At 41.3% G+C, this 26,610-nt stretch carries 17 protein-coding genes and 1 other RNA gene; 13 read left to right on the top strand and 5 right to left on the bottom strand.

All coding sequences use genetic code 11. The annotated features are described in order from the left end of the window. Positions 1–371 precede the first annotated feature (371 nt). Entirely contained in the window at positions 372–1,595 is a 1,224-nt protein-coding gene (locus QJ048_RS19425) for a site-specific integrase (protein WP_282336083.1), read from the bottom strand. Positions 1,596–1,850: 255 nt separating this feature from the next. Beyond that, positions 1,851–2,225: a transfer-messenger RNA gene (gene ssrA, locus QJ048_RS19420) on the bottom strand. Positions 2,226–2,434: 209 nt separating this feature from the next. Here ssrA and QJ048_RS19415 point away from each other — a divergent pair. Further along, positions 2,435–4,231 (top strand): MutS-related protein, encoded by a 1,797-nt coding sequence (locus QJ048_RS19415; RefSeq protein ID WP_282336082.1) that lies wholly within the window; start codon positions 2,435–2,437, stop codon positions 4,229–4,231. Positions 4,232–4,401: 170 nt separating this feature from the next. On the opposite strand, the gene rseP is transcribed toward QJ048_RS19415, so the two are convergent. Together rseP and QJ048_RS19405 are read right to left on the bottom strand one after the other, a co-directional pair. Further along, positions 4,402–5,757 (bottom strand): RIP metalloprotease RseP, encoded by a 1,356-nt coding sequence (gene rseP, locus QJ048_RS19410; RefSeq protein WP_282336081.1) that lies wholly within the window; start codon positions 5,755–5,757, stop codon positions 4,402–4,404. Between the two features lie 332 nt (positions 5,758–6,089). Next, positions 6,090–7,256, bottom strand: a complete 1,167-nt coding sequence (locus QJ048_RS19405) for a 1-deoxy-D-xylulose-5-phosphate reductoisomerase (RefSeq protein WP_282336079.1) — start codon at positions 7,254–7,256, stop codon at positions 6,090–6,092. A 477-nt stretch (positions 7,257–7,733) separates the two neighbouring features. On the opposite strand from QJ048_RS19405, the gene QJ048_RS19400 reads away from it, so the two are divergent. The 12 genes from QJ048_RS19400 (at position 7,734) to QJ048_RS19345 (ending at position 25,123) form a co-directional block, all read left to right on the top strand. After that, a complete protein-coding gene (locus QJ048_RS19400; protein WP_282336073.1) occupies positions 7,734–8,324 on the top strand; it encodes an RNA polymerase sigma factor in 591 nt (196 codons plus the stop codon). Between the two features lie 241 nt (positions 8,325–8,565). Then, positions 8,566–9,669, top strand: a complete 1,104-nt coding sequence (locus QJ048_RS19395) for a FecR family protein (RefSeq protein ID WP_282336072.1) — start codon at positions 8,566–8,568, stop codon at positions 9,667–9,669. Between the two features lie 212 nt (positions 9,670–9,881). After that, positions 9,882–13,265 (top strand): TonB-dependent receptor, encoded by a 3,384-nt coding sequence (locus tag QJ048_RS19390; RefSeq protein ID WP_282336070.1) that lies wholly within the window; start codon positions 9,882–9,884, stop codon positions 13,263–13,265. A gap of 28 nt (positions 13,266–13,293) precedes the next feature. Next, the gene (locus tag QJ048_RS19385) at positions 13,294–14,841 is read left to right on the top strand and encodes a RagB/SusD family nutrient uptake outer membrane protein (RefSeq protein WP_282336069.1); all 1,548 of its coding nucleotides are present in this window, start codon (positions 13,294–13,296) and stop codon (positions 14,839–14,841) included. A gap of 363 nt (positions 14,842–15,204) precedes the next feature. Then, positions 15,205–16,746 (top strand): alpha-N-arabinofuranosidase, encoded by a 1,542-nt coding sequence (locus QJ048_RS19380; protein WP_282336068.1) that lies wholly within the window; start codon positions 15,205–15,207, stop codon positions 16,744–16,746. A gap of 6 nt (positions 16,747–16,752) precedes the next feature. Continuing rightward, positions 16,753–17,727, top strand: a complete 975-nt coding sequence (locus QJ048_RS19375) for a glycoside hydrolase family 43 protein (RefSeq protein WP_282336067.1) — start codon at positions 16,753–16,755, stop codon at positions 17,725–17,727. A gap of 7 nt (positions 17,728–17,734) precedes the next feature. After that, complete coding sequence (locus QJ048_RS19370) at positions 17,735–19,231, top strand: arabinan endo-1,5-alpha-L-arabinosidase (protein WP_282336066.1); 1,497 nt, start codon at positions 17,735–17,737, stop codon at positions 19,229–19,231. A gap of 75 nt (positions 19,232–19,306) precedes the next feature. Further along, positions 19,307–21,274, top strand: coding sequence for an alpha-L-arabinofuranosidase C-terminal domain-containing protein (locus QJ048_RS19365; protein WP_282336064.1), 1,968 nt, complete (start codon positions 19,307–19,309; stop codon positions 21,272–21,274). Positions 21,275–21,460: 186 nt separating this feature from the next. Beyond that, the gene (locus QJ048_RS19360; protein WP_282336063.1) at positions 21,461–22,432 is read left to right on the top strand and encodes an arabinan endo-1,5-alpha-L-arabinosidase; all 972 of its coding nucleotides are present in this window, start codon (positions 21,461–21,463) and stop codon (positions 22,430–22,432) included. 291 nt (positions 22,433–22,723) lie between these two features. Next, on the top strand, positions 22,724–23,065 hold the full coding sequence (locus QJ048_RS19355) for a hypothetical protein (protein WP_282336062.1): 342 nt from the start codon (positions 22,724–22,726) through the stop codon (positions 23,063–23,065). Positions 23,066–23,252: 187 nt separating this feature from the next. Beyond that, positions 23,253–24,386, top strand: a complete 1,134-nt coding sequence (locus QJ048_RS19350; protein WP_282336061.1) for a sensor histidine kinase — start codon at positions 23,253–23,255, stop codon at positions 24,384–24,386. Between the two features lie 2 nt (positions 24,387–24,388). Further along, positions 24,389–25,123 carry a LytR/AlgR family response regulator transcription factor gene (locus QJ048_RS19345; protein ID WP_282336060.1) on the top strand — a complete coding sequence of 245 codons (735 nt, stop codon included), beginning with the start codon at positions 24,389–24,391 and terminating at the stop codon, positions 25,121–25,123. Between the two features lie 131 nt (positions 25,124–25,254). Here the strand turns inward: QJ048_RS19345 and QJ048_RS19340 are convergent, their stop codons facing one another. Then, a complete protein-coding gene (locus QJ048_RS19340) occupies positions 25,255–26,523 on the bottom strand; it encodes a PQQ-dependent sugar dehydrogenase (protein WP_282336059.1) in 1,269 nt (422 codons plus the stop codon). Positions 26,524–26,610 lie beyond the last annotated feature (87 nt).

Genomic DNA, 26,610 nt, shown 5'->3' with positions numbered 1-26,610 from the left:
TCTGCTAAGATAATCATCTGTTTATGGATGTTCAATTTTTTGTGATTTTACCAAAAGGTATGCAAATGCTTATTTTAGCACCCATCAATTCAAAATAATTGTAGATACAATACCTTTCAACTTTTGTAGCATCAAGTTTTAAAGCAAATTCTTGGTTTGAAGAAAAGACCCTATCTCAGTTTTTTCTTTACTGGTTTAGAAGTTCTCTGTTTATAAAATCAGCCCCGTTTACGGAACGTAAACAAGAGTAATTTATAAACAACCCCAATAAAATGTCCACAAAATATCAATGTCCACGTTACGTGAACATTCGATAAAACTGGACGAATTTGACATATCCTCCAAAATTCTAGCAATGTCAAGTTCAGGCGTTACTTACCATACTTTTCAAACAAATGCGCCATATCATTTCCAATTTTATGATCTAATATTTTAGCATAGATCTGCGTCGTTTTTAAATCCTTATGGCCAAGCATTTTTGAAACCGTTTCAATAGGCACCCCATTGCTAAGCGTGACAGTAGTTGCAAATGTGTGGCGTGCAATATGAAACGTAAGTGTTTTCTTAATGCCACAAGCATCTGCAATTTCCTTGAGATAGTTATTCATTTTTTGATTGCTAAAGGTTGGCAATGCCGCATCTTTTTTCATACATTCATTATTGTACGCATATTTTTCAAGAATATTTTTTGCTACTGGCAAAATTGGAATTCTAGTCGCTGTTTTTGTTTTATGCCTGTTGCTCATGATCCATAATTTGTCGTCGTTTCCCATCACAATAGATGACCGTTTCAGTTCTTTAACATCTATATAGGCCAGTCCTGTAAAGCAACAGAAAACAAAGATATCCTTGACCAACTGCAAACGTGGAATTGAAAAGTCAAGTTGAATAATCGCATTAAGTTCTTTTTCGGTTAGTGGTACACGTTGCACTTCCATTTTACGCATGGAAAAGCCAAAGAAGGGGTCTTGTTTTAACCAGCCATACTTTATGCAACGGTTGATGATCTTTCTGAAGTTGCTGATATATTTGATGGTAGTGTTGTGATCGCAATTGCGAACAACTTTGAACCAATGCTCAAAATCACAAACCATTTGATAGTCTAGCTTGGTTATGTCTAGATCCTCTTTTTGATACTTATATTCCAGGAAAGCTTGTGTATGACGTAAGGTTGTTTCATATCGAATAAATGTGGCTTTTGAATACTGCTTACCGATAAGTTCAAGTACTTGCTTATTATGATCCTTAAATATTTCAATAAGCATGTGTTTGTTTTTATTGACATCAATACCTAACAGTTTTTGTTTGATGATCTCCGCGGTGATTTCATCATCCCGATCCATCATTTGTTTTTTTATCCTGTATATTTTCTGCTGGAAACTGTCGAGGTAACTGTTGATTTCTTTTGCAGCCTCCGTGCGTCCCTCCATTCGGCCAGCTTGAGCAATCCATTTGTCTGATGAACATTTTCTTTTTGTACTCAGTTCGCATGATTCACCGTCTACTGTAATCTTTACATAAATGAGGCTTTCACTTCCCGTTTGATGACTACGAGATTTTCTTAAGAAGAATAGCAATCCAAAACTCTTTTCCATAACAACATTTTTAGATTATAAATTTAAGTTTCATGTATAATAAAAATCATACATATAATCTTATAAGTTGTTAAAAACAAGTGAGTTGTGTAAGTTTCATTGAACGCAAGTAAAGAAAAGTCAGAGTTCAATGAAAAGCTCAATGGATTTTTCAATTAAGAGCAGTAAAACTGGAACAAGCTAAAAATAGAAAACCCATAAGATCAATGACTTATGGGTTTTACAATACTTTGATTTATCTGATTTAACGCTAAAAAGTGGAGCTGAGGGGAGTCGAACCCCTGTCCAAACATATTCTCCAAAAGCTTTCTACATGCTTATTTCATTATTATTTGTCGGCGGCGTACAGGAAAAGAACCAACCAATACACTACTTAGCTGAATGGTCTTAAGTTATAGTCACAGCCTTCTACAACAGCATTCTGTGTTTGTTTTTGAGTCGGCGGCGGCACATGGTAACAGAACAACCGGCGCGGCGGCCCTAATGACTATCTAATCACTGATTAGGCAGCCATGGCATACTGAGTATTGCCATTTGAAGTTTGTGCATTCCAGATTAAAGTGCAGATTACACAACGCACTGCATGCTTACACTCTCAAAGATCTACGCTGTCAAAACCAATACAGCCCCCGGAAAGATGTGCGAGGATTTACCTTGCGGACACTTTTCGCGAACAGCAAATTTACGCAAATAATTAATAATTAATAAAGAATAATTAATAGGGAGCGTCGCCACCTGTTAGTGATTCATACTGTTTTTCTACAGTTCAGATGTAGCGCTTACTCAATATATGACGCTATTAATTATTCTTTATTAATTTAAACGCCTAGTTTCACCACATGGACAATACCACTATTTATACTCAACGAATCACCAGGCTGGAAGAAGATTTACGGTTGCTCAAAAGAAGAAAGAATACCATAAGCTGGATACGCTTTATCATTACCATTGTCGCGGCGGTGGTGGCGTGGCAATTGAAGGATAACGGCTGGCAGTATATCATTATGCCAATCGTTATCTGGCTCGCTGTTTTCCTGCGGCTGGTTGTGCTGGCGGTGAAGAACAATGCGGCTATTTCGCATCATCAGCGGTTGGTGGCGATCAATCAGCAGGAAATTGAAATAGCGAAAGGGCATTATACCAATCTTCCGGATGGTAGCCAATTCAAGCTGCAGGTGCACGACTATGCAAACGATCTCGACATCTTTGGCCGGGCCTCCATTTACCAATATATCAATCGCACAACTTCCGAACAGGGAAATAAATTTCTTGCGGATAAACTGCTGCATCCATCGGCTGTAAACGACATTCTCCAAATACAGCAAGCGGCAAAAGAATTGGCGCCTGCATATGAGTGGCGACAGGAATTGCAGGCGCATGGAATGGAGTCTCCAATCACCCTTGCGACGCAGGAAAAAATTGCGACATGGCTCCGTGAACCCTTTTCATTTTCAACTAACAAAGGCTGGCAACTAATGCGGATCATTTTCCCATTGATCAGTTTGTCCACGCTGGTATTGCATATTGTAGGCATTATTTCTTCGCCTCTTTTTTATGCATTGGTTATTTTGTATTTGCTCATTTCTGGCGGCATTACGAAAAAGGTAACGGCGCAATATCTTTCGCTAAACAAAATAGTAGGGCAGGTGACGACGCTTTCCAACAGCCTTGAAACGATTGAGAAACTTACACCTAAAACGCATTTACTGCAAGCGATCAAAGCGTATTTTGTTGGCCCAACATTCAGGTCGTCGGCAGAAGTAAGACGCTTGAAAAGCATTCTTGATAAATTTGATATCCGTTTAAATCCAGTTGTTTTTCTTCCGCTGAATGCTTTTCTTTTGTGGGACTTACAACTGATTTTTCAGTTAGAAAAGTGGAAGCAAAAAAATCAATCAAACGTAAATAACTGGTTTGACAAACTTGGAGAAATTGAATTTCTAAACACCATTGGCAATCTTCATTTCAATCAACCTCAATGGGCTTTCGCATCGTTTGTAGAGGCACACGGTCATTTGGAGGCAATAGATCTCGGACATCCTTTGATCGAAAAAAAGAAAAGAGTTGATAGTAATTTTGAAATTCACGGTACGCCGCAACTGGCTCTGATCACGGGTTCCAACATGGCTGGTAAGAGTACATTTTTGCGCAGCGTGGGAACAAACATCGTACTCGCTATGATGGGCGCACCTGTTTGTGCGTCTTCGTTTGCGCTTTCGCCTATGCGTGTGATTAGCACGATGCGCATTGCGGATAACCTGGAAGAAAGCACTTCTACTTTTTATGCCGAGTTAAAAAAACTGCAATACATCATCGAAGCGGTGAACAGAAAAGAGAAAGTCTTTTTGCTATTCGATGAAATACTTCGTGGCACTAACTCTGCTGATCGTCACCTTGGTTCTGCAGCATTGATCAGGCAGTTAATGCATCATGACGCGATTGGCATTTTGGCTACGCACGATCTTGAACTTACTAAACTCACCGGCGAGTTCCCGCAATCGATCCGCAACTATCATTTCGATATGCAGCTCAAAAATGGCAGCGAATTATTTTTTGACTACAAACTGAAAGAAGGTATTTGCGAAAGTATGAATGCAGCGATATTGATGAAAATGATAGGAATAGAGTTTAGTTGAAAATTGAAATGGGAGAGAGGCACACAGATGACACAGATTAGAGTGATTTACGCTGATTTTATGCAGTTATCTTCCATAAAAACAAAACAGCAAGACTACATTGTCTTGCTGTTTTGTTTTTTATGTGAAAAGATCAGTGTAAATCAGTCAAATCAGTGTTATCCGTGTGCTCACTTGAATAGTCGGAAGATATCCAATCCCAAAGCGTATGCCATAATTCCTAATAGTAATACCATGCCCGCCATTTGCGCATACTCCATGAATTTATCGCTTGGTTTGCGGCCGCTGATCATCTCGTATAAGGTAAACAACGCGTGGCCACCGTCAAGGCCCGGAATTGGAAGGATATTCATCAATGCCAATACCAAAGAGAAGAACGCTGTTAGTCCCCAAAAGCTCTGCCAATCCCACACTGGTGCAAACATCTTACCAATTGAAACAACGCTTCCCAACGATTCGTTTGCATTTACTTTACCACTAAAGATCAGTTTTAATTGCAGCCAATAAGATTGCAGTGTTTCCTTGCTTTTTTTCACGCCGGCAGGAATTGCCTGCGCAAAGCTGTAGTTGATCTCTTTCGTTTCGAAATAAGGCTTGATGTCTCCATTGTAAACGCCTATCGCGCCAACTTCAGGAATTGTAAGTGCGATATGATTGGTGTCTTTACCACGCAGCACTGTCAGGTCAACTTGTTTGCCTTTGTTTTTCCAAACCTGTTTTCTGAAGTCCTGGAAAAATTCCGTGCTCACACCGTTTACTGCAATGATCTTGTCGTTCTTTTTTATACCGGCTTTTGCCGCAGCACTTGTATCGCTTGCGAGGCTATCTACTTTTACGAAAGGCACACGCATTTCGATAAAGTTTACCGCTTTATACTTGATCAGTTTGCCTGCGAAATCTTCGGGAATGTTGATTGTTCGTTTTTGACCGTCTCTCTCTACTTCAACAGTTTTTGAACCGCTCAAAATGATTTTCATCGGTATCTTGTTGAAGCGATCGATGTATTCACCATCAACGCTCAGCAGTTTATCTCCATCTTTAAAGCCGATGCTTTGCGCCAATGAATCTGTTGCGATACCATAAGTAAATTTATTGGTAGGCACATATTCTTCACCCCAATGCCAAAGCATGCAAGCGTAGATGAGAAAGCCGAGCATGAGGTTTACTAAAACACCACCCACCATGATGATCAATCTCTGCCAGGCCGGTTTGCTGCGGAACTCCCAGCTTTGCGGCGGCTGTTTCATTTGCTCTTTGTCCATGCTTTCGTCGATCATGCCGGCAATTTTTACATAGCCGCCAAAAGGAACCCAGCCAAGACCATATTCAGTTTCGCCGATTTTCTTTTTAAAAAGGGAAAACCATGGATTGAAGAAGAGATAGAATTTTTCAACGCGGCATTTGAACCATTTGGCCGGAAGGAAGTGGCCAAGTTCGTGCAATACAACGATGATGGAAAAGGATAAAATAAACTGTCCTGCTTTTACTGCAAATTCTGTCCAGTCGATTGCTAATAAGGTCGTCATACAGGTATTATAATATTACCGTATCCGGTACTTTTTGAATTTTGAATAGTCGCAAATATAGGGAAAAGTTTGAGCGCAGACTATGCTTAATGCAGAACGTCTAAAGCTTAACGCTAAACGCCTAAAGCTTAATGCATAAAGCCTGATGTTTCAGGTGTAAATGCTGGAAAAGGCGGGTCGTGAAGCCGCCGTAATATTTTTGTTAATATTTTTCTTTTGATGCATAATGGGGAACGCCTAACGCAGCGTGTACCAATAAGCATGTCTGCCAAATATCCCGATGATGCACCTCTCCAGCGGCGGTTAGCGTTAGGCTCTGAGGGTTCAGCCTCCTACAGACTCAACAACGACGCCGCGAATTCCCTCGCCTCCGCATCACTGTTGAAATAATCTTCGAGTGTTGGTTTTTCTATGAATGGTACTTTTTCCATGGTACGCTCAATGAGGTCCGTCATGTCCAGGAAACCCAGACGATTGCGCAGGAACGCATATACGCCCATTTCGTTGGCCGCATTCATTACGCAAGGCAGGTTGCCACCTTTGAACAAGGCTGCGATTGCAAGGCCAAGGTTGCGGAAGGTTTTAAGATCCGGCTCTTCGAATGTTAGGGCATTGGGTTTGCGGAAATCATAGCGTGGAAAATTGTTCGGCAAACGCTGGGGAAAACCAAGTGCATACTGAATCGGCAATTTCATGTCAGGAAGGCCCATTTGCGCCTTAAGGCTGCCATCTTCAAACTGCACGAGACTGTGGATGATGCTCTGAGGGTGTATAACCACCTGTAGCTGATCTGGCTTTAGATTAAACAACCATCTCGCCTCGATCATTTCGAGGCCCTTATTCATCAGCGTGGCAGAGTCAACGCTTATTTTGGCGCCCATGCTCCAGTTGGGGTGCTGCAAGGCATGATCGCGTTTTACGTTTACAAGGTAATTCGGTTTTTTGCCGAGAAATGGCCCGCCGGAAGCCGTAAGGATCACCTTTTCGATCTTGTTGCGTGTTTCGCCTACAAGGCATTGAAAAATGGCTGAATGCTCGCTATCCACCGGAATAATCGGTACACGATACTGAACCGCTTTTTGCATCACAATATCGCCTGCAACCACCAATGTTTCTTTATTGGCAAGGGCTATCGGTTTTCCGTTTTCAATAGCTTTAAGTGTGGGTTTTAATCCTGCAAAACCTACAATTGCCGCCAGCATCATGTCATAATTATCCATGGCCGCTACTTCTTCCAAAGCATCTTCTCCGGCAAAAACTTTTACGTCAGTGCCCGAAAGGTCTGCTTTTACTTTCGCGTATTGAGATTCGTCTCCTATAACAACAATATTCGGGTTGAATTGTCTGGCTTGCTCAACAAGCAAAGAGGCATTAGAGTGAGCTGTCAGGATCTCGGCCTCGAACAGGTTTTCATTTGCTGCAATTACTTCCAGCGCCTGTTTGCCGATGGAACCGGTAGAACCAAAGATAGCAATACGTTTTTTTGTAATGTCCGGCATTAGCAAGGTTATTTTGGCGGCACCGCGCAAAACTGTGCCATTAATTGTTAAAATGTTAATTAATCTGGCCGGTGCAGTATAAATATTCGGTCTTTCAAATCTGAAGTGGCTTTCTTCAGAACACATTTCAGGATCAAAGGAAAATTTCACCGTAAACCGGGGAGCTAAATTAATGCAATAATCGGACTGAAATGGGTTTTCGGGGTTAAAGTTGTGTGGTTCTGTGAACAAATTGTGTATTTAAAGAATTGAGGAGAAGCATATAGCAGTGAATAACTGAATAACTGATTAGCTGAATAACTGAGTGCTACGAATTAACCATTCACTACGAAGTTGAAACTTTCAGTTATCCAGTTAATCAGTTATTCAGTTATTGAAATGTGACAAAGTTTTTTCTCTTTTTCGCAAATAAATTTTCCCGGGTATTTTTTAATTGTCATTTTTACATTAATTTAGTTGTAACGACGATTGACTGCTATGCCATTTAATATCTCTGACGATACTGCTTTATTGAGTCTGCTTGCTCAAGATGATGAAACTGCGTTTCAAATCTTGTTTGACAAGTACAGAGGAAAGATCTTCAGCGTTGCTTATGTGTACGTCAAAAGCTCCTCGGTGGCTGAAGAAATTGTGCAAGATGTCTTTCTCAAAGTTTGGTTCCAGCGAAAAGATTTGCATAATATCAAGAACTTCAAATCCTGGCTATATACAGTCTCCAAAAACTACATTATTAATTATCTCGAAAAACTTGCAAACGAACTAAAGGCTCGACGTCTTTACAGTGAATTGCATATGGTTTCAGAAGATAATTGCGATTTTAAAGTACGCGATAATCAATACACACAGTTGCTTACAGACGCTATTCAGCAATTGCCTGCGCAGCAGCAGAAGATCTACACCATGGCAAAGCAGGGCGAACTGTCCTACGAGTCCATCGCCACTAAACTCAACATTTCACGCCTCACCGTTAAAACGCACATGGCCCGCGCCCTTGAATCCATACGCAGCTACATTAAGGCGCATGGAGGAGCACTGATGTTGGCGATCCTTATGAGTAAATTCTTTTAGTTTTTTTGATTTGCCTCATTAACTAGTAACTGAATAACTGAATAACTGAGTAACTGACCTTTGAAAGTCAATCATTGATCAATTATTCAATAATTCAGCTATTGCTCTCTTCGGTTATTCAGTTACTCAGTTATTCAGTTATTTGATTTTCCCGCTGTCAAAAAAAAATATTTTGGTTTCGTGTACTCCGCCGCTCCCCGCCGCCTGTCTTAATTAAATGAACCTTGGGAAATAACTGGCTATGGTCAACAAAGAGAGAATACAATATTTACTGGACAAATATGTTTTAGCAAAAATTTCTGCTGCAGAAGAAGAGGAATTATTCGATGCTATTGGCACGGGTATGTATAATGATCTTTTGTCGAACCATATTATGGGAAGGTTTCACCACCAGCAGGCAGAAGAGATGAACATCGATGAGCAAAGGGCTAATGAAATCATCGCCAAAATAAAACACGCGGAGAAGGAAACAGCGAATGTTATACCTATTCAGAAGAAACATAATTACAGAAAAGTTTGGTTTGCGGCGGCATCAGTTTTAGTTGTTTGTCTAAGTACTGCCGTTTTCTTCTTGTCAAAGAAGAAACCCGCTGCAGAGCTGATTTCAGTAAAAGAACAAGTGAAAGGGGAGATGTTCATTAACAAAGAAAATGATGGTACAAAAGCTGAGCGTTTTCAACTGGAAGATGGAAGTTTTATTACACTTAAGCCAGGTTCTTCTGTAAAATATCCGGAGCATTTTTCTGCCAACAAACGCGATGTGTATTTATCTGGCGAAGCTTTTTTCGAGATTACTAAAAATGCCGGCAAGCCGTTTTTTGTGTACAACAGAAATCTGGTGACGCATGTTTTAGGTACCTCTTTCAATATTAAAACAGACGACAATAACAAGAAGATAGAAGTATCTGTGGTAACTGGAAAAGTAGAGGTTTATGAGCGTGACGAAAACGCAGATGATATAAAACAAAGGAAGAACAAAGGTCTCATCATCACTCCAAATCAAAAAGTAATTTACGGGGAAGAAAATAAAACATTTGATGCAACACTTGTTGATGTTCCGTTGCCCATTGTAGTTAACAAGGACAGCATACAAGTCGCTCCTGCAAAAGAACGCGCCGCATTTATTTATGAATCAGAAAGGTTTGAAAGTATCCTGAAAGCTTTGCAGATAACCTACGGCGTGAATATAGAAGTGGAAGATGAAAACATCAACAACTGTCTCTTTACAGGCGATATAACCGATCAGAATCTTTACAAAAAACTAGATATTCTTTGCCAGTCGCTCAATAACACTTACGAAGTAAAAGGCACATCAATACTCATACGTGGCAAGGGGTGTAAATAAAAACGAATTGCTTTTGTGTAAATAATTATTCAATCACTAAACCATAATTATTGCTTTATGAAAAACAACAACTGCAAAACCTAACTCAACAAACAATTTTTCTCAATTATACTGCAAAAGAATGCCGGTATGTGGGGCATACCGGCAAGAAAACCTATGCGGTTTAATTATGTCCGAAACAGTTTACTTAACGAACAAAATCATATGAAATTATGAAAAAAAAGCAATTTATTGCTTCAATACTGCTTGCAATGAAGATTATTGTAGTTCAATTTACTATCGCCGTCACTTTTGCGTTTTCAGTATACGCAAAAAAAACAGAAGCGCAGGGCATACTGGATAAGCCTGTTACGCTTTCTGTGGACAAAATAACGGTGTTCAGGTTCATCTCGCTAATGCAACAACAAACCGGCGTAAAATTCCTCTACAGCCCATCTGCGATTGATGGAAATCAAAAAATCAGTTATTCCGGTGATAATAAAAAAATTTCGGAGGCGCTTTGCGAAGTAATGAAGCCGCTTGACATCCGCTATAAAGTAGTAGATGACCAGATATTACTTTATCCGGACGAAACCAGTCTAAATCCTTTACCAGATAATAAAGCCGTAAACATCGCATCTGACCACTATGTGGGAGGAACTGTAGTAAATGAAAAAGGTGAACCGCAAGCCGGTGTGAGCGTCACTATAAAAGGAACCAGCCTGGGCGTTTCCACAAATGATAAGGGATACTTTCGCATTAGTGTAAAAGATGAAAATGCGGTGCTTTTGATAAGTTATATCGGTTACAAAACACAAGAAATAAAAGTTGGCAACAAAACAGATTTCGTTTTGAAACTAGAAGCTTCTACGGATCAGTTAAATGACATCGTAGTAGTAGGTTATGGCTCACAAAAGAAAAAAGATCTTACAGGTTCTGTAGCAGTAGTAAATGTAACGGACGCGAAAAAGAATCCATCATACGACGTTGCAAAAATGTTGCAAGGTCAGGTAGCCGGCGTTACGGTACACGGTTCAGGAGAACCAGGCGGCTACGTACAACTGAAGATCCGCGGTATCAGCAACTTTGGAGACAACAGTCCATTGTTCGTTATCGATGGCGTTCCTATCGATGCGCCATTTGATTTTTCACCGGACGACATTGAATCTATCTCCATTTTAAAAGACGCCTCTGCTGGCGCGATTTACGGTTCCCGTGCTGCAACAGGCGTTGTAATCATCACTACCAAAAAAGGTAAAGCAGGTATTCCTAAAATATCCCTCAATGGTTATTACGGTGTGCAAAAAGTGCCAAAGAAAATTTCTGTGTTAGACAGAGTAGGGTATCAAAAAGTGGTAAATGCCGCCACTACAAATGCAGGTCTTTCATTAGTTCCCGCAAACGATCCATCCAACCCAAATTTTATATCCAAGATCAATACAGACTGGCAGGATGCTGCGTTGAAAACCGGTTCCATACAGGATTATAACGTAGGCATATCAGGCGGAAGCGAAGCTATCAGCTATAATGTATCAATGGGCTTTTTTGATCAAACAGGTTACCAAGTGGGCCCACAGGCATACAAACGTTATTCTCTAAATAGCGGTTTGCAAGGTAAAAAAGGTAAACTGAGTTACGGTGTGAAACTGGCTTACATGTATTCTAAAAAAGGCAACTACTCAGGAACTGCTAACCACGCTGTTTTTGGTGGTACGGTTACAAGCATGTTAACTGCGATCCCCACAATGCCAGTGTATGATTCAACCAAAGAAGGAGGTTACGGTGGAACCGATCAAACTATTCACCGTGCCATCTCTGCAAACGTTGTTGGCTTGAACTCAATCGTTGATGACTGGAGCGAACGTAACAGAGTATTGCTGAATGGTTGGGCTGAACTTGAAATAGCGAGAGGTTTAAAATACAAGATCAATGCAAGTTTCGACAGAACAGACTGGAAGAATTACCACTACGAGCCAAGCTTCAACATGGGATTCTATTACATCAATACACAGTATTACTACATGGAAGCCTTTGGTCAGCCTAATAAAAAACTTGTAGAAAATACCTTGTCGTATAATTTCAGCAGAGACAAGCATAACCTTGATCTGTTGGCTGGTTATACTTTTGAGAGAGGAAATGACTACTCACAAACAGGAACTTCACGTGCAGACGGAAACCTGGCCTTCCCTTCATTTAGCAATGCAGCAGCCAGTGCTAATACAATCACCGAATACAAAGGTACTTACGTTACAACAGGTATTATTGGAAAGGCGACTTATAACTACGATAGCCGTTATATGTTGAACTTCAATTTCAGAAGAGATGGTTCCTCAAAATTTGCTCCTGCAAAAAGATACGGAAACTTTACAGGTGTGTCTGCCGGATGGAATGTTCTCAATGAAAAATTCGTCGATCTGCATTCTATATTCAGTTCACTAAAAGTACGGGGTGGTTGGGGTACACTGGGTAACCAACTCAATCTTGGAGCTTATGAGTGGCAGTCATATATCAATAACGCGTCTAACTACAATTTCAGCAACACATATGCACACGGCGCTACAACAGTTTCTGTTACAGATCCAAACCTGCATTGGGAAAGCGCTACGACAAGTGATGTAGCCGTGGATATGGGTTTCTTGAAAGAAAAATTAACCGTTACGCTCGAGTATTATAACAAAACTGCTTCAGACATCCTTACCCTTCTGCCTCAGCCATACTCTCTTGGTTCAGTGCCTAATACAATGAGGACAAACGCCGCTTCCGTTAAAAATTCAGGTATTGAAGCGACAGTGGGCTACAGAAAAACTGAGGGTAAGTTCACATTCAATGTAAATGCAAACTTTGCGACTTATAAAAACAAAGTGTTGAAACTGGGTGGTACAAATAACCCGATTTATGGTTCTGGCAGTAAAACGGAAGTAGGACGATCAGTTGGTGAGCTATTTGGTTACCAGACCGAAGGTCTCTTCCAAACTGCTGAGCAGGTTGCCGGTCACGCGTTCCAATCTGTGCAAACTGCGCCTGGTGATGTGATCTTCAGAGCGCAAAACGGGAAAAATAACGACCATACATATACGCTGACAGATGCAAACGATCGTGTGTATCTTGGAAATACAACACCTACATATGGCTTTGGTGTAAACTTCAATGCTAACTATGGTGATTTTGATTTCTCGTTCTTTATCCAGGGAAGTGGTGGAAACAAAGTGTTCAACGGAGTTTACCAGGCATTGATGACAGGTCAGTATGGTAATCAGTCTACAGATGAATTGAACTTCTGGACTCCGACTAATAAAAACACAAATGTTCCAAGACCAATCATCAACGATCCAAACGGTAATAACCGTTTCTCTAATCTGTTTGTGGAAAGTGGCAACTACGCTAAACTGCAAAACGTACAATTAGGCTATAATCTTCCGGCAACATCTTCAATTGTTAAGGCTCATATTGTTAACAGGTTGCGCATATATATTGCCGGCGAGAATGTATTCACAATGAGCAAGTATAAAGGATATGACCCTGATTTCATTAGTGATGGATTGTTCAATCGTGGGTTTGATTATGGATCATTCCCTAATGCAAGAACCTTCATGTTCGGCATTCAGGCAGGGTTCTAATTTTTTATCCTAAAATTTATTTAAGAAAATGAAAAAGACTTTATTGAAATACGGAATAGCCATCAGTTCGATCATCGTTTTGGCAAGCTGTAACAAGCAGCTTGATCAAACTAATCCTAATGCACAAACGTCGGCATCGTTTTGGAAAACACAGAGCGATGCAATAGCGGGAACAAATGCATGTTATCAAACTTTTATTGAAGATGGTGGCTATATGCGCTTTGCGCCTATTTTATTAAACGTACAAGGCGATGACATAAAAAGTAACAGCCCGTGGACCGCTATATCCAACGTCGGAAGATTTCAGCTGGGTACTGCAGACAATTCAGGTTACGGCTGGACCTTCGATGAGTTCTACCAGGGCATTTCAAGATGTAACCAGGTAATTGAGAATGTGCCCGGAATATCCATGGATAATACAGTGAAGAACCGGTTGATAGGTGAGGCTTACTTCTTGCGTGGTCTATATTACTTCCATTTAGTGGATATGTTTGGAAGCGTGCCATTGCCAACTTCTACGGCTAAAATATTGCCGCAGTCAACAGTTGCACAAGGTTGGGCACAGGTAAAAGCTGATTTTAAAGCAGCTATTCCTTTGTTGCCAACAACATACGCAAATCCCGATAAAGGACGTGCTACCAAAGGCGCAGCAATGGCATTTCTCGGAAAAGCATATCTCTTTAATGGGAGTTTCGATAGTGCCTCGGCACAATTTAAATCTGTGATTGATCTAGGTGTGTATAGCCTGATGCCAAACTACGCTGACAATTTTAGCGAAAACAACGAGAACAATGCAGAGTCTGTTTTTGAATTCCAATTCTCTTTAACAGCAGGCGGTACGGACTTGCAGTGGCAAGGTGTACCTTCCTCTACGTGGGGCTTCTACTCTGCACGTGCGATCACATTTGGCGCACCAAACTTCGGGTGGACAGACGTGCAACCAACAGCAACAGCCTTGGCTGAATATCGCCAGGAAAAAACAAAAGACGGAAAGATTGATCCGCGCTGCCTTGCGACTATTTTCTACAACGACACTGTAGATACGCATTTGGCAAATACGCCGATGTATCAGACAACATTCCAGGCTGCCTATGCATCGAGCCCTGCTTACATGGGAGATACTTATTGTAAAAAGTATGAAAACTGGCAAGGTTCAAAACCAAACGAGTACGATTGGAAATCCGGCATCAACGAAAGACTGATGCGTTATTCCGATGTGCTTCTCATGTATGCTGAATGCCAGAACGAACTGGGCAACGCTGCAGAGTGTGCCAAGTACATTCAACTTGTGCGTAACAGGGCAAACCTGCCTGATCGTCAATCCGTATTTGCAGGATACACTAAAACGCAAATGCGGGATCAGATTGGTCATGAAAGATTGCTGGAATTCTGTCTGGAAGGGCACCGCTTCGATGACATCCGCAGATGGGGCTGGTTAAGCGATCCAACTAAGCTCGCATGGCTGAAATCAAGAGATCCGGAGTTTAACAGTTACCTGTCCGGCAGAGAATTGTTGCCAATTCCGCAAGCAGAGATTGACAACAATCCTGGTATTAAACAAAACCTGAATTATTAACCCTTAGATTAGATAAGCAAGCAAAAAGGAGCCGATTCTTCGGTTCCTTTATTTTCTAAGAAATTTAACAGCAAAGGACTCTAAGGTTACGCAAAGGAAGCAAAGAGGTGGAAGGTAGGATTCGCGGGATGCGAGGCCAGACAGATTTTGAAACTCTGTCCGATGTTAATCTTCGAGGTTTTCGAAGTCGTTGGACGTTGATGTTTTTGCCTTCCTGGAGTTGCATAAATCTTTCGAAGTTTATCCTTTGCTTCCTTTGCGAAAAAACCTTTGCGCCCTTTGCGTTTAAAACCTCATAAAATTTTATAATTGTAAAAAATACACTTATTTTAGAGCTCTAATATTTACCGAAAAAACAACGACATGAAATTCTTGCGATTGCTATTGGGAACTTGTTTCCTATTCACTTCGGGATTGCTATTTGCCCAAACAAATATCTCCGTTAATACAAGCAATTCTTCTACTGTTATAAGCAAACACATTTATGGTCATTTTGCAGAACATTTAGGTCATTGCATCTACGGTGGATTTTATGTAGGAGATACAAGCAAAACAATTCCCAACACAAATGGCGTTCGCAATGATATCATTGATGCACTTAGAAAATTAAAGATTCCAAACCTTCGCTGGCCGGGCGGTTGCTTTGCCGATACATATCACTGGAAAGACGGCGTGGGACCAAAAAATAAACGTCCTGAAATGGTGAACAAGTGGTGGGGCGGTGTTACAGAAGATAACAGTTTTGGCACACACGACTTTTTAAATATGTGCGAACTTCTTGGCGCAGAACCATATCTTGCCGGTAACGTAGGAAGCGGAACTGTGCAGGAATTAGCTGATTGGGTGCAGTATGTGAACTTTGATGGGAAGAGCCCAATGAGTGACTGGCGCAGACAAAACGGAAGAGAAAAGCCATGGAATGTAAAACTATGGGGTGTAGGGAATGAAGCTTGGGGTTGTGGTGGAAACATGCGTCCCGAATATTATGCAGATGTATATCGAAAGTATGCAACCTTCATGAGCGACTGGGAAGGCGGTGGAATGATGAAGATCGCTTCTGGTGCAAACAGTGCAGACTATCACTGGACAGAAACATTGATGAGCCAAATTCCTTTGCAGATGCTTGGCGGTGTGGCGCTTCACCACTATTCAGTAATCGAATGGCGCCATAAAGGGCCTGCTACAAATTTTTCTGAACAACAATATTTCGCAACAATGAAAAGTGCATGCTTCATGGATTCTTTGATCATAAAGCATTCCGCGATTATGGACAAATACGATCCGAAGAAGAAAGTAGCATTGGTGGTTGATGAGTGGGGCGGATGGTACGATGTAGAAGCAGGCACCAATCCTGGATTTCTGTATCAGCAAAATACCATGCGTGATGCAATGATCGCAGGTGTTACACTAAACATCTTTAATAATCACGCAGATCGCGTACGCGTCGCGAACCTTGCACAAGCGATCAACGTATTGCAGGCTGTGATCCTTACAGATAAAGAGAAAATGATCTTAACACCTACTTATCATGTAATGGAAATGTATAACGTGCACCAGAACGCAAAACTGTTGCCCGTTACAATCAAAACGAATGATTATGTTTTAGGTGATGATAAATTGCAGGCAGTATGGGCATCTGCATCAAAAGATTCATTGGGCAATACGCACATTTCGCTGGTAAATATTGACGCTAAAAAATCACAGGACATCACCGTGAATTTTGACGGAGCGCAATTCAAATCTGTAAGCGGCAGAATACTTACTTCTGCTAAACTAACTGACTACAACTCCTTTGAACAACCTGATAAATTAAAACCTGTTGCGTTCAACGGAGCGACTGTAAAAGGTTCTGTATTGAATGTGAAATTGCCTCCGTTCTCAGTAGTAGTACTGGAATTAAAATAAGACTCTATGAACAAGCGATTACTTGGTGGTATTATTTGTGGCATCTGTTCTCTGCAGATGTCCGCGCAGGAGAGAAAAGACACAATGTTCATTGCGAATGGAAATCCGGTCATACAACACAAATACACTGCAGATCCTGCAGCGATGGTGTATCACGATACTGTTTATCTGTATACAGGTCACGATGAAGCTAAGCCGCCGCGTGAAGGTTATGTAATGCATGAGTGGCTCTGTTTTTCAACGACCGACATGATCCATTGGACGGAACACCCATCGCCTATGAACAGCAAAGATTTCGCATGGGCAAAAGATGATGCATGGGCATCGCAGGTGATAGAACGCAATGGAAAATTTTATTGGTACGTTGCAGTTGAACATGGAACCATTCACGGTAAAGCAATTGGCGTAGGAGTGAGTGATAAACCAACGGGTCCTTTTAAAGATGCCCGGGGCTCGGCGCTTATTACAAACGACATGACGAAGGCTACAAACATCTCTTGGGATGATATTGATCCAACGGTGATTATTGACGACGATGGACAAGCATATCTCATTTGGGGCAATACCAAATGTTATTATGCAAAGTTGAAAGAGAATATGACAGAGCTTGATGGTCCCATCCAAACCATTGATCTGCCAACATACACAGAAGCCCCATGGATTCATAAACGAAATGGATGGTATTATTTATCTTATGCAACGCAGTTTCCAGAAAAGATTGCGTACGCGATGAGCCGAAGTATTAACGGGCCATGGCAGTACAAAGGAATATTAAACGAGATAGCGGGCAACAGCAACACGAATCACCAGGCGATCATTGATTTCAAAGGAAGATCATACTTCATTTATCATAACGGAGGAATTAATACAAACGGCGGAAGTTTCAGAAGATCTGTTTGTATTGATTATCTCTTCTATAATAAAGATGGTACGATGAAACGCGTAGTGATGACAACAGAAGGCGTGCAACCCAAAAAGTAAGAAACAAATGCGACTGTTTAATAAAAATAATATTTGTGCAAAAGCAGTGATGTTTGCTGCAGCATTGCTCCCACTTGCTTGTTCCAAAAGCGGCGGCGGTACCAACAATGGAGGCGCTGATACTGTTGTAGTTCCCCCACCGGCAACGTTCGACATTAATTCGATCAACGATACTTATGCAGAAGTAGCACCGTTTGCAAATTACCTGCAATGGGGCAGTTACAACGTGCATGATCCGTCTATAAAGAAATTTGGTGATTACTACTACTGCTATAGTACCGATGCAGGTTATGGCATAGATGTTCGTTTGGGTTTACAAATACGCAAATCAAAAGACCTTGTACAATGGCAGTTTGTGGGCTGGGTTTTTAATTCACTTCCCACAAAAGGCGCTGACTATATAAAACAGCAAAGCGGAACTCCCAACAACTCTTTGTGGGCACCATATGTAATGAAGGTGGGCAGTGAATACAGATTGTATTACTCTTTGTCATCTGCAACAGCAAGATTAAGTGTAATAGGTCTGGCCACTGCAACCAATCCGGAAGGGCCATGGACTGAAAAAGGAACAGTTGTTGTTTCCACTAATAATGCCATTCGTCAAACGAATGCGATTGATCCAACTGTAATTGTAACTCCTGCTGGCGAGCATTGGATGTATTACGGTTCTGCATGGGATGGCATTTACGTGCTGAAATTAGATCCTGCAACAGGACTTGCGAACAGCAACGGAGATATTGGCGTACGTGTTGCCAATCGTGGATACACGAGTGGAAAATACAATGGCAATATCGAGGGTGCAGAAATTATTTACAACGCTGATCAGAAAAAATATTATCTCTTTATTGCCTACGATTGGCTGGAAACAAAATACAATATACGTGTTGGAAAAGGCGATAGTCCTCAAGGTCCGTTCTATGATTTCAATGGTGTTGATATCAACACAGATGTTGATCACGCACCAATGATCGTTGCGCCTTATCAATTCAGCGACCACAGCGGATGGCAGGGCGTGTCACACTGTACTGTGTTTGACGATGGCGCAGGAAATTATTACATCGGGCATCAGGGCAGACCGGCCATAAACAAATACTTTATGGATCTTCATGTAAGAAAACTTTTCTGGACAAAAGATGGTTGGCCTGTTGCATCACCTGAAAGATATGCGTGGGAGGATAACAGCCTTGTTGCAAAAGACAGTCTTGCTGGAAATTGGGAGCAAATTATTTTAGGATATCGTGTTGTGCCCGGTTATTCAGCTGAACAAGCATCTCCTGATTTCCAGGTATCGCAAGGCTTAACGATCGGTGCGAATGGAACACTAAACGGCGATGCAGCAAGTACATGGACATACACCGCACCATGGCTTGAAATGCACTGGAGCAACGGTTACACAGACAAAGTTTTTGTACAAAAAGGACGCGACTGGGAACACAAAAAACAAACGATCATTTTCTCCGGCCTTAACAATACAGGCACCGCAATATGGGGAAAGAAAAAGTAAAAAGGTTATGATAGCCTCGTCTAATTCCTGCTTCCTAATTTCTAATTCCTAACTGAACTCAACATTTACTATATCATGCGAAAATTTAGTTTCTTAATCATTGCTTCCCTTGCGCTCGGCGTACCCAACGCACGATCGCAAAAGCAATTGATGGTAAAAGTGAACCAACCGAAAGCAGACATCCAGCCAACGATGTGGGGTGTGTTCTTTGAGGACATTAACCTTGGTGCAGACGGCGGCATTTATGCCGAGATGGTAAAAAATCGCTCATTTGAATTTTTCAGACCACTAATGGGTTGGGCTGTAAAACGCAAAGCAGAAGGCGATGTATTAGTAGTAAACAGAAAAGATGTAAACACTGCAAACCCTCGATATTTAAGAGTTACAGCGAACAATGCATCTAAAGGCGATATAGAATTGGTGAATGAAGGTTTTCGCGGCATGGGAATTAAGAAAGATCTGCGGTATGATTTTTCTTTCATGTATCATCAACAACAACCGGGCGTAAAACTAACTGTTGAATTGCTGGATGCAAATGGAAAAAGCATTGGTGGTACAACCATCACTCCGCAGGAATCCGGTGATGCATGGCACAAAGCAACTGCAAGCTTCAATGCAACAGCAACTGAATTGAAAGGAAAATTGAAAATAACAATCGAAGGAAATGGTATTATTGATTTAGACATGATCTCTATGTTTCCCGGCGACACATGGAAAAACAGACCGGGCGGTATGCGTGCCGATATGGTGCAATTGCTTGCAGATATGAAGCCCGGCTTCATCCGTTTTCCCGGTGGTTGTATCGTAGAAGGCTTTGATCTCTCACAACGATATCAGTGGAAAAAAACAATTGGTCCGGTAGAAGAAAGACAATTGCTGATCAATCGCTGGAACTTTGAATTTGCACACCGTCCAACACCGGATTACTTTCAAACATTCGGATTAGGCTTCTTCGAATATTTTCAACTGGCAGAAGATATTGGTGCCGAACCATTGCCAATATTGAATTGCGGCATGGCTTGCCAATTCAACTCTGCAGAAGTTGCTACACTTGATGAACTCGATCCTTATGTGCAAGACGCACTCGACCTGATCGAATTTGCCAACGGCGATGTTTCGACAAAATGGGGTAAGGTGCGTTCAGACATGGGACATCCAACTCCATTCAATTTAAAAATGATGGGTGTTGGAAATGAAAACTGGGGGCCGCAATACGTGGAGCGTTTGAAAATTTTTACAAAAGCGATCAAATCAAAATACCCTGATTTCAAATTGGTGAACAGCTCCGGTACCGATCCTAACGGCGAACGTTTCGACTACCTGAATAATGAGCTTCGCAAAATGAACGCAGACATTATCGACGAGCATTATTATCGCAAGCCAGAATGGTTCTTTGAGAATGCCAAACGATATGATAGTTATCCGCGCAACGGTTCAAAAATATTTGGTGGCGAATACGCTGCGCAAAGCGATAAAACAGTAAGTGTAGATAACAGAAACTGCTGGTTGACAGCATTGTCTGAAGCTGCTTTCATGACGGGCTTAGAACGTAATGCAGATGTGGTTAATATGGCATCATATGCACCTTTATTCGCACATGCGGACGGTTGGCAATGGACGCCGGATCTTATTTGGGTAAACAACCTGAAATCTTACGGAACACCTGATTACTATGTGCAGCAACTGTTCTCTTTAAACAAAGGAAACAAAGTAGTGCCGATTACTTTAAACAACGATGTCGTAGCAGGTCAGGATAGTTTGTATGCTGCTGCCGCAATCGATACCAAAACAAGTGAGTTGATCATCAAATTGGTAAACGCATCGAACAAGGCACAGGAAACGTCGCTGTCGCTCGATGGTGTTAAGAAGTTAGCTTCACAAGGCTCGTTGACTGTTTTGCAAAGCGATGACTTGATGGCGGTGAATTCATTCAACGATCCTGCAAAAGTCTCTCCAAAACAATCAACGATTAAATTAAGCGGTAAAAAAATAAATCTCTCTGCAGCACCTTATTCATTTAGCGTGCTACGAGTGAAAATATAAGTTCTCAGTTGTTGTTAAAACGGGTTTGAGGTGAGATGAGAATCTTATACCTTGAACCCTATTTTTTTAGGAATTAGAAGTTAGGAACTAGGGATTAGAGGCGTATGGAATTCTTTTTTGACCAAAAGATCCTTGTATCAGTCTAATCCGTGTCATCTGTGTGCCATATTCCAAATAAGTAATACCATGAAAAATATTTTACTTCTTAGTTTATTAGCTTGTTCAATTTTGGCACAGGCGCAAAAGCCAGAGACAAGCATTTCTGTACATGATCCGGTAATCATTAAACAGGATAGTGTGTATTATATTTTCTGTACCGGCATGGGCATTTCTGTTTGGTCCTCCACCAATATGAAAGAATGGAAAAAAGAGAAGCCTGTTTTTGAGAAAGCTCCGCAATGGGCCGTGGATGCAGTTCCTGGCTTTAAGGGACATGTGTGGGCGCCTGATATCAGTTTTCATAATGGCTTATTTTATTTGTACTACGCGGTTTCCGCATTTGGAAAAAACACTTCTTGCATTGGTCTTGCAATTAATAAAACATTAGATCCTCGGTCTCCAAACTATAAATGGACTGATCTTGGAAAAGTCATTCAATCTGTACCCAACAGAGACAAGTGGAACGCCATCGATCCTAATTTGATCGTAGAGGAAAATAAAACTGCATGGCTGGATTTTGGTTCATTTTGGGACGGCATAAAACTGGTGAAGCTGGATAGCAACTTGGAGAAAGTAGCACAACCGGAAGAGTGGCACTCTCTTGCATCACGTCCGAGAAGTTCTGCTGCAGATTCTGCTGCAGGTGACGGCGCCATAGAAGCACCATTCATCTTTAAGAAAGGAAAATATTTTTATCTCTTTGTGTCATTTGATTATTGCTGCCGCGGTCCGAAAAGCACTTACAAAATGATGGTGGGCAGATGCGAAAAAGTAACCGGGCCTTATCTTGACAAAAACAATAAAGACATGGCACTAGGCGGTGGAACACTGCTACTCCAAGGCGATAGCAACTGGTACGGTGTAGGACATAATGCGGTCGCAACATTTGACAACAAAGATTATCTCATCTTCCACGGCTACGATGCCCACGACAATGGAAAGCCAAAGCTACGCATCGAAGAACTTACGTGGATAAACGACTGGCCTGAAGTGAAGTAGTTTTTTTTACCACTAAGGCACTAAGGACACTAAGCCTCACTAAGGAATCGCTGAAATTAAAACCACTCTTAGTGAAACTTAGTGTCCTTAGTGCCTTAGTGGTAAATCTGAGTCTTGCACAGAAAACTAATTTCTGATTCCTGCATCATCGACGAAATCATTTCATCGCACATTCCCTGCAATCTATCTCTCATTTCCCCATCTCCCGCGATTATTAAAAATTAAAGGTTTGCCGTTGAATAATTTTATACGACAAAACAATACTGACCTTAATTTTTAAAATGATTTGTTATGAAAAAGATGCTCCTGATCCTCGCGATCGTTGTTACTGCCACTGGCTTTAAAGCAAGTGCTCAAGACGAAAGCGCTGCTAAAACTCCTAAATGGATATCCGACAAAGGCTACTGGGTTCTCGAAGACAACAAGAAAGGAAATTCATTTTCCGTTATCAACTTTTATAACAATGAAAATCAACTTGTTTACAGGGAAAAACTGATCGGCACCTCTCTAAATATCAACAAGAAAAAGACATTGATGAAGCTGAAAGATGCGCTGGATGCATCCATCGTAGCCTGGGAAGAAAAACACACACTAAGAGAAGATGAAGCCATCGTAGCCAAGGTATTGAAGTAGAGACAAGGCACCGCCTTGTCTTCGCATTTGTTGGAATTTTGGCTGAGACAAGGCAATGCCTTGTCTGTACGGAGCCTGAGATTTTCTGTATACAAAAAGCGAATGTTCGTCGCTTATCAGATTTTACGGGTTTTCAAAGGCTGAACATTTTTGTAACTTAGTAAGGAGGCTTAAATTCCTCGTAGTTATGGAAAAATATCCGCTCTTATTTTCCGACAAATACAAGTATACGCGGCATTTGCTGTGGTGGTTCAGCTGGTGGATATTCAGCGGAGTTCTATATTCATTTGGTTGTGGTTCGGCCTTTGTTCCTTATACCCAGCGACTGTCATGTGCACTGGCCGAATCGCTTCTATTTCTGCCCGCACATATTTTCATGGCTTACACACTTATGTACTTTGTGGTGCCAAGGTTTATCCTGAAAGGAAAATATCCAATGGCCGCAATAATGGTAATCATTGTAGTCGTTTCAACCGGCATAATTTCCGCGATGATTGCAAACTATTTGGTAATGCCTTTCAGGAAAATGTTCTTTCCGCAGATGTACACGAGCGTTACCAGTTCTCTCTATGCAACATTCTTTTTGTCATTCCTTGCAGGGCTTCGCGGTGGTATTACCATAGGTGGAATGGCGGCCGCGATAAAGCTCATGAAATACTGGTATGTAAAAGAACAACGCAACCTGCAACTGCAAAAAGAAAATGTAGAAACACAATTGCAGTTATTGAAGGCCCAGGTGCATCCTCATTTTTTGTTCAATACGCTAAATAACGTATATGCACATACGCAAGATTCATCTCCTGTTGCTTCGGGGCTTGTGTTGGGACTTTCAGATATGCTACGTTACATCCTGTATGAATGCAATCAGCCATTAGTGCCGTTAAGCAAGGAAATAAAAATGATCAGAAATTATGTAAAATTAGAGACTGTTCGTTACGGCAATAAGCCCGACATAAATATTGATGTGGAAGGAGAAGTGGATGAATACCAGATTGCGCCGCTGTTGCTTTTGCCTCTTGTCGAAAATAGTTTTAAACACGGCGCCAGCGAAATGCTTGAGAACCCATGGATCAACATGCATATTTATTTTGAAAAGAATATTATGCATTTGAAAATAATGAATGGTAAAGCTCCTTCCAAAGGAATTGCAAAAGTGGGAGGAATTGGTTTGCAGAATTTGACGAAGCGGCTGCAATTTTTATATGAAGGAAAACATAGCTTCTCTATCATTGAAGATGTTGATGTGTTTGTTGTGAATCTTGACATTGAACTACAGCAACAAAAAGTTAAGATGCCGGCAGTCGCCCTAAAATATGCCTGATTATGAGTGACCCAAATGTGATCAAATGCCTGGTGATAGATGACGAACCACCTGCACGCAGCATACTCAAAAACTACATTGAAGCAATGCCTGCATTAAAATGGGTGGGAGAGTGTGGAAATGCCATACAGGCTTTGTCGTATCTGCAACAGCACGAAGTACAACTTATTTTTCTTGATATAAGAATGCCGCAACTCAGTGGCATTGATTTTCTTAAAACACTTAAAAATCCTCCGGCTGTAATTTTCACAACTGCTTACTCTGATTATGCCATTCAAAGCTACGATCTTGATGCTGTTGATTATTTATTGAAACCAATACAATTTGAAAGGTTCATAAAAGCGATCAACAAAGTATTGTATGCAAAAGGCAGTAATCAACTTACTGAAACCACTGTAAGCAACGAAGCTCCCGCCGTTAAAGAAAGTTTTGTTTACTTCCGCGCTGATAGAAAAATGGTAAAGGTTATGCTGCGCGATATTCACTACATCGAAAGCATGAAGGACTATGTAAAAGTCTTTACCGGCAATGGCACCATTGTAACTCGTCAATCCATCATATCACTCGAAGCAATGTTGCCCGGCAATATGTTTCTCCGCACGCACCGTTCCTTTATCGTATCTCTCGAAAAGATTCGTTCTTTTACAAACGAAGTCATTGAAGTAGAAAAATCAGAAATTCCTGTAGGGAAGTTGTATAGGAATAATGTGATGAGAGCATTGGACGTTAGAAATTAGAAATTAAGAATTAGGAATTAAGAATTCTTCAAAGTGTGGTCAGCCAAATTCATATTCTACAACTCGCTTTTCCGAAATTGTAATGAATAATACGCTCAAACAATTCTTAATTCTTAATTGCTAATTCTTAATTACTTGCCATAGCTTACTCTCCAAATCTTATTACTCGTATCGTCAGTAATCAACATCGAGCCATCAGGAAGAACAACGATACCAACCGGGCGACCACGTACCTTTCCTTTGTCAAGATCTTTAATAAAGCCGGTTAAGAATTCTTCGGGATTGCCGGATGGTTTGCCATCTTTAAACGGAACAAATAGCACCCTGTATCCTGCGATAGGCTTGCGGTTCCAGGAGCCATGTTGTGTAATAAATGCCCCATTGTGATACTTTTCCGGAAAAGCTTTTTTGTCATAGAAAGCAAGGCCCAAAGACGCTGTGTGCGAACCCAGCGGCACATCCGGCACTATCGCCCGCTGAACAAGATCAGGCTGTACCTGCTCTACGCGGGGATCAAGATGCTGACCCCAATAACAATACGGCCAGCCATAAAAGCCATTCTCTTTAACACTTGTCAGGTAGTCAGGCACGAGATTGTCGCCCAATTCGTCGCGTTCATTTACGGAGGTCCAAAGTGTTTCTGTGCCCGGCGCCCAGGCCATGCCCACAGGATTGCGAAGGCCTGCCCCGTACACTCGCATCCCAGTTCCATCAAGACTTACTTCGAGAATATTTCCCCTTAATTTTTCATTTTCCAAACCTTTCTCACCGTGATCAGTGCCCGAGCCGACGGCTATGTATATTTTTGAATTGTCTTTGTTGGCAATGAGATTTCTCGTCCAGTGGCGATTGATTTTCCCATCAGGAAGATCTAGCAATTTCTCGCCCTTGGACGTGATTTGCGTAGCTCCGTTTTCATAAGTGTAACGTACAAGTGCATCTGTATTTCCGACATAAAAATGATTGCCAATTAACAACATTCCGAATGGCTGTTTGAGTCCGTTCAAAAAAGTTTCTTTTATTTCCGGTTTGCCATCGTGATCAGCATCGCGAAGCAAAGTGATCCGGTTCGCGCTTTTCTTCATGCTGTTGGATTTGTTCGCACCAATAAACGCAGCGCCTATCTTTTCAAAGAATCCATGATGAGTATTTGATTCTGCCACTAACACATCGCCATTAGGAAGCACGTACAGCCAGCGGGGATTTTGTAAACCATCATAATATAACTCCACTGTAAAGCCCTCCGGTGCAATTGGTTTTGCTCCGTCTTTCCACCCTTTCACCTTGCTGAAGTTCATGTGTGATTTTGTTGCATTCGGCGGCGGTAAAGTATCTTTTTGCTGCGCAAAAGACAGCAGAGGAGCAATGGTTATAATCAATAAAATGTGTCCTGTTTTCATGGTCATTTTATTTGGCTTGAATAATAATGGGAAGAGAAAATGATACAGATAAAGAGGTATATTCAAAAGACATGCCCCTGCCGATCG

Origin of the sequence: Pinibacter soli, assembly GCF_029961145.1 — a bacterium.
Classification (GTDB): Bacteria; Bacteroidota; Bacteroidia; order Chitinophagales; family Chitinophagaceae; genus Pinibacter; species Pinibacter soli.
Note: the sequence above shows the minus strand (reverse complement) of the source record. Positions and strands in the feature narration are given on the sequence as shown.

Coding starts and splice junctions, on each gene's coding strand:
- QJ048_RS19425 (WP_282336083.1), bottom strand. CDS start 1,595: ATGGAAAAGAGTTTTGGATTGCTATTCTTCTTAAGAAAATCTCGTAGT.
- QJ048_RS19415 (WP_282336082.1), top strand. CDS start 2,435: ATGGACAATACCACTATTTATACTCAACGAATCACCAGGCTGGAAGAA.
- rseP (WP_282336081.1), bottom strand. CDS start 5,757: ATGACGACCTTATTAGCAATCGACTGGACAGAATTTGCAGTAAAAGCA.
- QJ048_RS19405 (WP_282336079.1), bottom strand. CDS start 7,256: ATGCCGGACATTACAAAAAAACGTATTGCTATCTTTGGTTCTACCGGT.
- QJ048_RS19400 (WP_282336073.1), top strand. CDS start 7,734: ATGCCATTTAATATCTCTGACGATACTGCTTTATTGAGTCTGCTTGCT.
- QJ048_RS19395 (WP_282336072.1), top strand. CDS start 8,566: ATGGTCAACAAAGAGAGAATACAATATTTACTGGACAAATATGTTTTA.
- QJ048_RS19390 (WP_282336070.1), top strand. CDS start 9,882: ATGAAAAAAAAGCAATTTATTGCTTCAATACTGCTTGCAATGAAGATT.
- QJ048_RS19385 (WP_282336069.1), top strand. CDS start 13,294: ATGAAAAAGACTTTATTGAAATACGGAATAGCCATCAGTTCGATCATC.
- QJ048_RS19380 (WP_282336068.1), top strand. CDS start 15,205: ATGAAATTCTTGCGATTGCTATTGGGAACTTGTTTCCTATTCACTTCG.
- QJ048_RS19375 (WP_282336067.1), top strand. CDS start 16,753: ATGAACAAGCGATTACTTGGTGGTATTATTTGTGGCATCTGTTCTCTG.
- QJ048_RS19370 (WP_282336066.1), top strand. CDS start 17,735: ATGCGACTGTTTAATAAAAATAATATTTGTGCAAAAGCAGTGATGTTT.
- QJ048_RS19365 (WP_282336064.1), top strand. CDS start 19,307: ATGCGAAAATTTAGTTTCTTAATCATTGCTTCCCTTGCGCTCGGCGTA.
- QJ048_RS19360 (WP_282336063.1), top strand. CDS start 21,461: ATGAAAAATATTTTACTTCTTAGTTTATTAGCTTGTTCAATTTTGGCA.
- QJ048_RS19355 (WP_282336062.1), top strand. CDS start 22,724: ATGAAAAAGATGCTCCTGATCCTCGCGATCGTTGTTACTGCCACTGGC.
- QJ048_RS19350 (WP_282336061.1), top strand. CDS start 23,253: ATGGAAAAATATCCGCTCTTATTTTCCGACAAATACAAGTATACGCGG.
- QJ048_RS19345 (WP_282336060.1), top strand. CDS start 24,389: ATGAGTGACCCAAATGTGATCAAATGCCTGGTGATAGATGACGAACCA.
- QJ048_RS19340 (WP_282336059.1), bottom strand. CDS start 26,523: ATGAAAACAGGACACATTTTATTGATTATAACCATTGCTCCTCTGCTG.